This window comes from Nostoc sp. JL31 (assembly GCF_017114965.1).
In the GTDB taxonomy this organism is placed as follows: Bacteria; Cyanobacteriota; Cyanobacteriia; order Cyanobacteriales; family Nostocaceae; genus Nostoc; species Nostoc punctiforme_A.
In genome coordinates this window covers 46,189-57,025 of record NZ_JABXKO010000013.1, presented here as the reverse complement: position 1 = coordinate 57,025, position 10,837 = coordinate 46,189, and the positions used below count along the sequence as shown (strand labels likewise).

Annotated in this window: 6 protein-coding genes and 1 other RNA gene; 2 read left to right on the top strand and 5 right to left on the bottom strand. The window is 43.7% G+C overall.

All coding sequences use genetic code 11. From position 1 onward, the window contains the following. The first annotated feature begins 194 nt into the window (after positions 1–194). The gene (locus HWQ43_RS01075) at positions 195–1,979 is read left to right on the top strand and encodes a HEAT repeat domain-containing protein (RefSeq protein ID WP_366932766.1); all 1,785 of its coding nucleotides are present in this window, start codon (positions 195–197) and stop codon (positions 1,977–1,979) included. Between the two features lie 353 nt (positions 1,980–2,332). Here HWQ43_RS01075 and HWQ43_RS01070 read toward each other — a convergent pair whose 3' ends face one another. Together HWQ43_RS01070 and HWQ43_RS01065 are read right to left on the bottom strand one after the other, a co-directional pair. Next, positions 2,333–4,045 (bottom strand): diflavin flavoprotein, encoded by a 1,713-nt coding sequence (locus HWQ43_RS01070; RefSeq protein WP_292729047.1) that lies wholly within the window; start codon positions 4,043–4,045, stop codon positions 2,333–2,335. A 133-nt stretch (positions 4,046–4,178) separates the two neighbouring features. Then, on the bottom strand, positions 4,179–5,897 hold the full coding sequence (locus HWQ43_RS01065; protein ID WP_292729044.1) for a diflavin flavoprotein: 1,719 nt from the start codon (positions 5,895–5,897) through the stop codon (positions 4,179–4,181). Positions 5,898–6,981: 1,084 nt separating this feature from the next. On the opposite strand from HWQ43_RS01065, the gene HWQ43_RS01060 reads away from it, so the two are divergent. Then, positions 6,982–7,437, top strand: coding sequence for a helix-turn-helix domain-containing protein (locus HWQ43_RS01060; protein ID WP_292729042.1), 456 nt, complete (start codon positions 6,982–6,984; stop codon positions 7,435–7,437). A 277-nt stretch (positions 7,438–7,714) separates the two neighbouring features. Here HWQ43_RS01060 and ssrA read toward each other — a convergent pair. The 3 genes from ssrA to atpA form a co-directional block, all read right to left on the bottom strand. Next, positions 7,715–8,105, bottom strand: a transfer-messenger RNA (tmRNA) gene (gene ssrA, locus HWQ43_RS01055). Between the two features lie 154 nt (positions 8,106–8,259). After that, on the bottom strand, positions 8,260–9,207 hold the full coding sequence (locus tag HWQ43_RS01050; protein ID WP_292729039.1) for a F0F1 ATP synthase subunit gamma: 948 nt from the start codon (positions 9,205–9,207) through the stop codon (positions 8,260–8,262). A 95-nt stretch (positions 9,208–9,302) separates the two neighbouring features. Next, a complete protein-coding gene (atpA, locus tag HWQ43_RS01045) occupies positions 9,303–10,823 on the bottom strand; it encodes a F0F1 ATP synthase subunit alpha (RefSeq protein ID WP_292729036.1) in 1,521 nt (506 codons plus the stop codon). Positions 10,824–10,837: the final 14 nt, after the last annotated feature.

Here is a 10,837-nt window from a genome sequence, read left to right as displayed (position 1 = left end):
AGTTTACTTTGACGCATTCATTGACCTTGCTACAATTCATATCTGGATTAACAAACTATTATTAGTGGGATAGGTTCAAGTTAGTTCAGGAAGTTCGCATTCAAGCAGTTGTAACAATCGCCGCAATTTGGAAAGATAACCGTGATGCCTTACACTGCCTTAAAGACCGCGCCACTGTTGATAATTATCAGTATGTGCGAGATGCAGCCATCGAAGCATTAGTCAGCAATTTCAAAGATGACCCAGACACCCGCTCGTTTCTTAAAGACCTCACCACTGCTGATAATAAAAACTATGTCAGATGTGCAGCCATCGAAGCATTAGCCAGCAATTTCAAAGATGACCCGGACACCCACCCGTTTCTCAAAGACCTCACCACTGCTGATGATGGAAATGTGCGGCGTGCAGCGATTAAAGCATTAGTCAGCAATTTTAAAGATCACCCGGACACCCACTCGATTCTCAAAGACCTCACCACTGCTGATAATGAAAATGTGCGGTGTGCAGCGATTAAAGCATTAGTCAGCAATTTCAAAGATCACCCGGACACCCACTCGATTCTCAAAGACCGCGCTACTGCTGATAATGTATGGAATGTCAGATGTGCAGCCATCGAAGCATTAGCCAGCAATTTCAAAGATGACCCGGACACCCACCCGTTTCTCAAAGACCTCACCACTGCTGATGATGGAAATGTGCGGCGTGCAGCGATTAAAGCATTAGTCAGCAATTTTAAAGATCACCCGGACACCCACTCGATTCTCAAAGACCTCACCACTGCTGATAATGAAAATGTGCGGTGTGCAGCGATTAAAGCATTAGTCAGCAATTTCAAAGATCACCCGGACACCCACTCGATTCTCAAAGACCGCGCTACTGCTGATAATGTATGGAATGTCAGATGTGCAGCCATCGAAGCATTAGCCAGCAATTTCAAAGATGACCCGGACACCCACCCGTTTCTCAAAGAACGCGCCACTGCTGATAATAAATGGTATGTGCGAGGTGCAGCCGTCAAAGCATTAGCCAGCAATTTCAAAGATGACCCAGACACTCGCTCGATTCTCAAAGACCGTGCCACTGCTGATAATAAATGGTATGTGCGACGTGCAGCCATCAAAGCATTAGCCAGCAACTTCCTAGATAACCCAGACACCCACTCGATTCTCAAAGGCCGTGCCACTGCTGATAATAAATGGTATGTGCGACGTGCAGCCATCAAAGCATTAGCCAGCAACTTCCTAGATAACCCAGACACCCACTCGATTCTCAAAGGCCGTGCCACTGCTGATAATAAATGGTATGTGCGACGTGCAGCCATCAAAGCATTAGCCAGCAATTTCCTAGATAACCCAGACACCCGCTCGATTCTCAAAGACCGTGCCACTGCTGATAAATCTGATTATGCGCGAGGTGCAGCCATCCAAGCATTAGCCAGCAATTTCCCAGATCACCCAGACACCCGCTCGATTCTCCAAGACCGTGCCACTGCTGATAAATCTGATTATGTGCGAGGTGTAGCCATCCAAGCATTAGCCAGCAATTTCAAAGATGACCCAGATACCCACTCGATTCTTCAAGACCGCGCCACTGCTGATAAATATGATTATGTCCGAGGTGTAGCCATCAAAGCATTAGCCAGCAATTTCAAAGATGACCCGAACACCCGCTCGTTTCTCAAAGAACGTGCCACTACTGATAATCAATGGGATGTCCGAGGTGCAGCCATCGAAGCATTAGCGAAACACTTCAGAAATCAGCCTGAGTTGTTTGAAATTTACTACAACTGCGCTATCAATGACCCCTTTGAGCGTAAGCGAGACTATGAAACCAATCCTCGGCGCGTTGCACTAGAGATAATTATTAAGCAATTTCTTCAGCATCCGCAGACTTTACTGTTGCGCGACAGAGCAGAGAATGACCTAGATGAAGAAGTGCGGAAGTTTGCTCAACAGAAGTTGGCAGAATTAGAAAACTAAAAGAGTCTCAAAAATATGAACAACACAGAAGTTCGTCAACAAATTAACCAATATTATGAAATATACAACAATACGGTTCAGTTAAGCCTAAAACTTTGTTATTCAAGTCAATTTTTTAACGAACCGCCTTCTCTGCGAGAGGCTTCCGCCAACGCGTAGCGTCTCGTAGAGAAGGCGCTGCGGGCGCGTAGCACACGCAAGCTTGAGGCGATCGCATGATTCATACTTAGATTCAGCAACGCCAAAAACTGGGATGGCCATCTTGCCCATCCCAGAAAAAAGAGAATTTTCTCATCAAACGCCTTGGCTATATTCGAGCTAAGGCGGTTTCGTTAACTTATACTTCTGACTATCTAATAATGAGTGCCTGTTTTCCGATGGTTGATGGCAGTCACAGCATCAGGCTTGAGTAATTTCCCTTCGTCCACGGTTGCATACACAACCCAATGATCGCCACATTCCAGACGTTGGTTGACTGAACATTCCAAATATGCCAATGCGTCGGTAAGGACGGTACAACCATTATCTGCAACTGCTGTACTAAAGTTGGCAAATCGATCTTCCCCAGGCGCGAAAGATTTGCGGAAATGTTTCATGTAGTCTTGATGATTGCCTTCAGGTAGAATATTTAAGGCAAATTTACCGCCTGGATACATCAAAGATTCGATCGCTCGCTCTTTAGCGATCGCCACTGTTATTCCGGGTGGATTGAAGGTAGCTTGAGAAACCCAAGCACCTAACATCGCGGTAGACACTTCTCCTTGTTTCGCTGTCACCACACAAACGGAACCAACGATCCGGCCAACAGCCTGTTCCACTGGAGTAGCGGCTTGTTGGGGTACGCGTACCTTTTTAGCCTTTTTCAGTGCTTGGGCAAAGTCTGTACCGAGTTCTTCACAGAATTTGAGAGTGACATCATCTGGTTTAAACTTCACCTTCAGGGTGTCAAAACCAAAGCGATATCCAGCATCCCGCAGTTTACCTTCAATTAAGTCAAATGCTTCGCCACTCCAGCCATAAGAACCAAAAACCCCAGCGAGTTTGCTGTTGTCACCGCTTGATAGCACGATACCTAAAGCAGTATGAATGGGAGTTGGCGCATGACCACCGATGGTAGGAGAACCGATGATAAAACCCTCTGACTGTGCGAGGTTGATGCGAATTTCATCAGGGGTAGCAAATTCGCAGTTAATCGATTTGACTGCGACTCCACCTTTAGTTAATCCCAGAGCGATCGCTTGTGCTAAAGTCGCCGTATTCCCGTAAGCTGAAGCGTAAAGTAGGGCAACGGAAATTTCGCGATCGTTGTGAGAACGGCTCCACTCTCCATAAGCTTTGGTAAGTTCGATTAAGCTGGTGCGTACTAAGGGCCCGTGACCCACAGCATACATTCTCACCTGCAAATCTGATATTTTCTCCAAAGCTGCTTGCACATGAGGAGTTTGGGGAGCCATCAGGCAGTTAAAGTAGTAACGCTGGTCTTCTTTGAGCGCTTCCCAATTATCATCAAACACTTCATCACCACAAAGATGAGTTGCAAATAACTTATCTGTGTAGAGAATTTGGGTTTGCTGATCGTAGGTACAAAGTCCTTCCGGCCAACGCGGACTGGGTGTGGGCAAGAATTTCAAAACATGGCCCTTACCTAAATCCAGAGTTTCTTTCCCCCGCATCACCAAGACTTTCAAATCTTGTTCTAAGAAAGCAGCACGCAAATTGTTCGCACCGGGAAGAGAACAGACAAAAGTTACCTGTGGTGCTAGTTCTAAAATTGCTTTGAGGGTTGCAACTCGATTGGGGCTAAAATGACCCAGGATGATATAGTCCAAACGTTGCAAATCTATAGTCTGCCGCAATGCCTCTAAATAAATTTCGGTAAAGCTTTCTGGTGGTGGATCAATAAGTGCGGTTTTATCAGCTTCAATTAAATAGCAATTGGAGGTAGTGCCTCTTTCAAGTGCGTATTCAATTTCAAACCGCAGACGTGACCAACTACGCGCTCTGATAGCTTTAGTATTGGTAGCAATTGGTAAAACTTGTACGTCGCGTGGCTTGGAATTGGTCATAGCTGTTGGATAAAGTTAGGGAATAGGGGATAGGGGATAGGGAACAGGGAATAGGTTATGGGGTATAGATCATAGGAAACAGGGGATAGTTTTCTTTGCTGTCCCCTGTCACCTGTTACCTCTTGCCTCTTTCTTAGTAGTAATTACCTACTTTGCGATGGCGAACGGCTGTCAATCCATCGTTTTTGGAGACACGACCTTCTTGGACGGTGCAGTATAAAACCCAATGGTCGCTGCATTCCATGCTGGTTTGTATTTCACATTCCATGTATGCCAAAGCATCTGCCAGAATTGGCGAACCGTTTTTTGCGGTTTGAGTTTTCACTCCCGCAAAGCGGTCAGCACCAGGATGCAAGCGCTTGAGGAAGTGTTTCTTGAGTTCTTGATAATTGCCTTCTTCCAAAACGTTGAGGACGAAGCGATCGCCTACTTGCATTAAGGAATCAATGGCGCGGTCTTTAGCAACGGCAATTGTGAATCCTAATGGTTGCAAACTCGCTTGCGTTACCCAGGATGCCAGCATTGCACTTGAGACATTATCTTTTTTCGTGGTGACTATATATAGTCCACTACTAATGCGACCCAGCGCCTTTTCCATGTTGACATCAAGGGACTTGATTTGCTTGATGTTGCGATCGCGCACTAGCAATTGTCCGATGTCTTTACCCGCTTCTTCACACAACTGGAATGTTGATGCGCTGGGAGTCTCTTTAATCCGAATGGGTGGGAAAGCTTCTTTGATGCCAGAGTCAAGAAATTGTCTGCGGAGTGTATCAATGGGTTCATCATCCCCACCGTAACATTCAAACAGCCCAAGAAATTGCTTGTTCTTGGCGACAGCTAGCACCGAACTGATACTAGCTTGGGCGGCGGCGGAAGTAGTCGGGGGCATACCAATAATGATGCCAGCTGCTCTCCCGGCTAGTTCTTGAATTTCTTGGCTTTCAGCAGTACTCAGATCCAGTACTTCTACGCCAACGCCAGTTTTTAGGATACCTTCGGCAATTGCGTGACCAAGGCGCTCGCCATATCCATATTCTGAGACAAAAAACAAGCCAACTGTTGTTTCTGCTTTAGCTTGTTTTTGGCTCCAATTTTCGTAACACCCTGTCAGAACATCTAAATGGTGGTATAATAACGGACCGTGACCATTGGCGATAATATTAATCTTTCCGAGATCGCCCATCCGCTTCATCGCATTCAGCAACGAACGAGCGTTAGGACCCATCAAGCAGTCGTAGTAAAATCTAAAGTCAGCTTCGATCGCTTCTAAATCTTCGTCGAAGGTGCGATCATCACAGAAGTGCATCCCAAAAGCATCACAGGTGTAAAGAATTTGGGTTTTGCGGTCAAAGCTAAAGATTGTATCCGGCCAGTGCAGGTTAGGCGCACTCACGAATTCCATTTCGTGTCCTTTGCCGATATCGATGCGATCGCCAGTTTTCACAACCCGCTTACTAAAAGGATCGTGGACTAACCCTTCCAGAAACTGAAGCGCAACTTTTGAGGCTAAGACGGTAGCTCTAGGAGCTAACTGGAGGACATCTTCTACTAAGCCGCTATGGTCTGGCTCTGTGTGACTAACAATTATATAATCAATTGTTTTGGGGTTAACAAGACCTTTAAGGGTCTCTAAATACAGATCGCGAAACTTCTGGTGAGAAGTATCAATCAAAACTGTTTGTTCGCCCCTAATTAGATATGAATTGTAGGTTGTACCGTTTTGCAGTCCGAATTCGATATCAAAGCGATCGCGATCCCAGTCAAGAGAGCGAATCGCCGTTGTGTTAGGGGCAATTTCTACAGTTTGTATAGTTAGCCGATGTTGAACGTTCTCTGCGATCGCTACCATTATTCGTCTCCGAGCGCAAATTAACAGGTTTTTCTTCTGCCCCCATTCTCCCTATTATTTTTATTTGAAGTTGTAATAAATATCAGTTTTTGAAAAGTTTAACTTGTATCAATTATTGCTGTTTTTTAGCAAAAAACATGACTCAAAAAATTTACTAAATATTAATCTATACCTAAATTTTACTGAATGCTTATTTTGGCTATTTATCTGGTTTTATCTTAATCCAAAAATATCATAACGATTATATTTTTAACTAGAAAAGCATAATTTAAACAATATTAGATTACTGACCGAGCTACCAAATCAAAATTACTTGTAATGCTTAATATTGTCAGAGCATATATTTATTAAGTAGAAAAATTTATTTTTTTGGGTACTCCCTTAATTAGAAAAAGTAGGAAAGGTGGGAAAAGTAGGAAAGGTGGGACAAATCTGATTAGGTTCCAAAAATCATCAAACAAGCTGCTAGCATTAGTTTATTCAATGGGTATTCAATATGTTGTTGGCTTAATCAGAAATATGGTGGCATAGAATATAAACTTTATGTAAAGTCGATAAAACAGATATTTTTTTAGAGATAATTAAGTCAAATTTCCATAAAGTAGTTGAATAAAAAGGAACTAGGCTTATATATCTTCTTCCGCCCATCCAAATGGAAACTAGCGTAAAAAAGATTTTTAAAGTTTCGATAAACCTCCGTAAGCATAGGAATAATGTCAAGAATTTAATGATACAGTCCTTTATTATCGACTTTAAACATTAATCAAGATAACGCCAACAAATTTTCTTGTCATAGCTATAAGCTACAGCTTCAGGCTGTCGGATAAATTTGCCTATATAGATTAATGGTGTAATCTCGATATGCCTAACTTTTTATAAAAATCCATTGTTGATGAAAAATTGCAAACTTTGATAGTGTTCTCAAGCCAATACTTATCGTGTAGCAGCCTTATTAGACGCCGACATCCTTAATACTTGTAGTTCAGTTTTTTAGAATGTATGATGAAATACCTAACTAATTCAGTATACAGATGTAAATAGATACAAGAGTGAAAAAAATTGATTGTGTAAAAGGTTATTGTTTATGGGATGCCGATTAAAAGTGTTTCTCACAGAAGAAGAAAAGCTGACTTTAGAAGAGTTGAGAAAAGCCAAAAATGTTCCTCAACGTACTAAGGATCGTGCCCAAGTTTTACTGCTGAATACTCGTGGTTTAAAAAATGAGCAAATTGCAAAAGGCTTGAACTGGGCGATTTCAACAGTGCGTCAAACCCTTCATCGCTGGGAAAAAATGGGTTTAGCAGGTTTATGGGATGCTCCTGGTCGAGGAGGAAAACCTCGATATTCAGAATCAGATTTGGTTTATCTCGAAAATTGTCTAGCTCAAGAATCAGAGACGTATAACTCTAAACAATTAGCAAAAAAATTAGCATCTGAACGTCAAGTAAACTTGAGTGCAGATCGACTACGACGCGTACTGAAAAAAAGGGGAAGAAGGTTTGGAAGCGCACGCACACAAATCCAGAAACAGCATCATTAGCTAATTAAACCATTAGACTCGAATCACTCGTTTCCTTTGAGATGCGATCGCTAGATCGTGGATGACCATCACGATTATCTTCTTGACAAGTTCCTGCTTTTTGCAGAGATAGTGCTTGTTGCGCTTCTTTCTGTTACTTGGGCTTAACTGAACGGTATTGCTATATTAGCCGTTGAACTCAAGTTAGCTGTGCATTATAGAAAATTCTGATGGGAGTTTCCCATAAAACAAAGCCCACTTACACATTACAGTGCCAAGTGGACTTGTTAACTATTTTTAGTGGATCCGAGCAGAGTCGAACTGCTGTCCAAATTGGGTATTAACCCCCCGCTCATTCACAGGTTTAGCCTTTCTAATCCTCAAGGCGGGAATCGTTCATTATCCCGAACGTAGGATGCTCTGATTTGATCTTAGCCAGCAAGCCAACCAGAGAACGCTTGCTAGAGCATCCGTTGGGGGTTGGTCTTCAGTCCTTAACGGAGTCAAACCGAAGACGCTCGAACCTATAAGAGGTGTTTTAGACTGCTACTAGAGCATCCTTACGAGCAAAGCTAACGATGTTATTCGCATTTACTTTTTGTTTGAGCCTTTGATTTCCGAGAGGAGACTCACTCTCGACCTGAATCACAGAGCAGCGTTCGCCAACCTGTCGAAACCGTGACGGACCCATGCGCTTCATAACTTCAATTATAATACGCAATTCTTGAAATGTGTTAATGAAAAAAATTTTGCCCAAATACTAAAATAGCCAATTGCTAATCTTAAAATAATTAGCAATTGGCTATATATTACAACGCACTACAAATAAATAATTAGTTATACCTAAGTTAGTGCTTCAGCACCGCCCACAACTTCAAGTAGTTCTTGGGTAATTGCAGCTTGTCGGGCTTTGTTGTAAGACAGGGTGAGGGTGTTAATCAGTTCACCAGCATTTTCACTGGCATTACTCATGGCTGTCATCCGCGCTGCTAGTTCACTAGCTGCCGATTCTTGTAGCGCCCGTAATAACTGGTTACTCAGATACAGGGGCAATAGAGAATCGAGAATCTGCACTGGATCTTGCTCGAAGATCATGTCAGGAGCCAACGTGCGGGCTTGGCTAGTCACTTTCTCCCGTTCGACTTCAAATTTACCGCCACGGGTTGTCAAGCGGAAGACTTCATCATCCGCTGCTTCTAGACCTTGTGGATCAAGAGGCAGTAGGGTTTGGATCACAGGACGGGAGCTAACTAATGAAAGGAATCTGGTATAGATTAATTCGATGCGGTCAACTTCTTCCGAAAGGAACAAGGAAAGTAGTTGGTCAGCAATCTGATTGGCTTCCGCTGCGGTGGGAATTTGCTCTAAGCCGCTATAAGTGGCATCAATTGGCTGATCGCGGCGTTGAAAGTACTGTGTAGCTTTGCGGCCAACGATCACAAATTGATAGTTTAAACCTTCTGCCTTAATTTCTTTGGCGCGGTTTTCTGCACGACGGATAACGTTATTATTATAGCCGCCGCATAGACCGCGATCACCTGAAATTACCAACAACCCAACTGACTTAACTTGGCGTTTTTTCAGTAGTGGTAGGTTTGCTTCTTCAAAGCGCAGACGGGTTTGCAAACCATACAATACTTGTGCCAAGCGATCGGCAAAGGGACGAGTTGCTAGCACTTGTTCTTGCGCCCGGCGCACTCTAGCCGCAGCTACGAGACGCATGGCTTCTGTGATTTTTTTGGTGTTTTTGACCGACTGAATGCGATCGCGTATTGCTTTTAAATTGGCCATATTCTTGTCCTTAGTCCTTAGTCATTTGTCATTTGTCCTTTGTCACTAGTCATTAGTTATTTACCAATGACTAATGACTAATGACTAATAACTAATTACGCTGTAGCTTTGAAGGTCTTCTTGTATTCGGTGAGTGCTTCCTTTAAAGCAGCTTCTTCGGCGTCACCTAGTGCTTTAGATGCTTGTACTCCTTGTGCATACTGGGTTTTTCCAGTCTTTAAGTACTCACGTAGACCAGCAGTGAAGGTGGTTACTTGATTTACAGGTACATCATCTAAGTAACCATTAATACCAGCGTACAAAATTGCTACTTGCTCGTATACCGAGAGGGGAGAATTTTGTGGCTGCTTGAGGAGTTCGCGTAACCGTTGACCCCGCGCTAACTGGTCTTGAGTGGCTTTATCTAAGTCAGAAGCAAATTGAGCGAAGGCTTGCAGATCGTCAAATTGGGCTAGTTCCAATTTAATCTTACCGGCAACTTTTTTCATTGCCTTGGTTTGAGCGGCAGAACCCACACGGGATACTGAAATACCTGGGTTTACAGCGGGACGGATACCAGCGTTAAACAAGTCAGAAGATAGGAATATCTGACCATCAGTAATAGAAATTACGTTGGTGGGGATGTATGCTGAAACGTCACCAGCTTGGGTTTCGATAATTGGTAGGGCGGTCATACTGCCTTTACCTAATTCGTCACTCAGCTTTGCGGCTCTTTCTAACAAGCGGGAGTGAATGTAGAATACATCTCCGGGGTAAGCTTCGCGTCCTGGTGGACGACGTAGCAGTAGGGACATTTGGCGATAAGCTTGAGCTTGCTTGGAAAGGTCATCATAAATTACCAGGGTAGCTTTGCCTTTGTACATGAAGTACTCAGCAATAGTTGCACCTGTGTAAGGAGCTAGGTATTGTAGGGTTGCAGGTTCACTGGCACTAGCGGCGACGACGATGGTGTAATCCATTGCGCCTTTTTCTTGCAATGTTTGTACCACGTTCGCAACTGTGGAAGCCTTTTGACCGATCGCAACGTATACACAAATTACATCTTCTTCCTTTTGGTTGATGATGGTGTCGATCGCGATCGCAGTTTTACCGGTTTGGCGATCACCAATAATCAATTCCCGCTGACCACGACCAATGGGAATCATTGAGTCAATAGCTGTGATACCCGTTTGCATGGGTTCATGTACAGACCGACGGGCAATGATACCGGGTGCTGGAGATTCAATCAAACGGCTTTCTGGGGACTTAATGTCTCCCTTACCATCGATAGGACGACCCAAGGCATCTACAACTCGGCCAATTAGGGCTTCTCCTACTGGTATCTGGGCAATTCTACCAGTGGCAGTTACAGAACTACCTTCTTGAATTTCTAGCCCTTCACCCATCAACACCGCGCCCACGTTGTCTTCTTCTAAGTTTTGGGCGATGCCAATTGTGCCATCTTCAAATTCCAAAAGTTCCCCAGACATAGCCTTTTCCAGACCATAAATCCGGGCAATACCGTCACCAACTTGGAGAACGGTACCAACGTTAGCAACTTTGACCTCTTGATCGTATTGCTCGATTTGTTGTTGGATAATGCTACTAATTTCGTCAGGTCTAATTGATATGCTCATGTGTGTATCTTGTT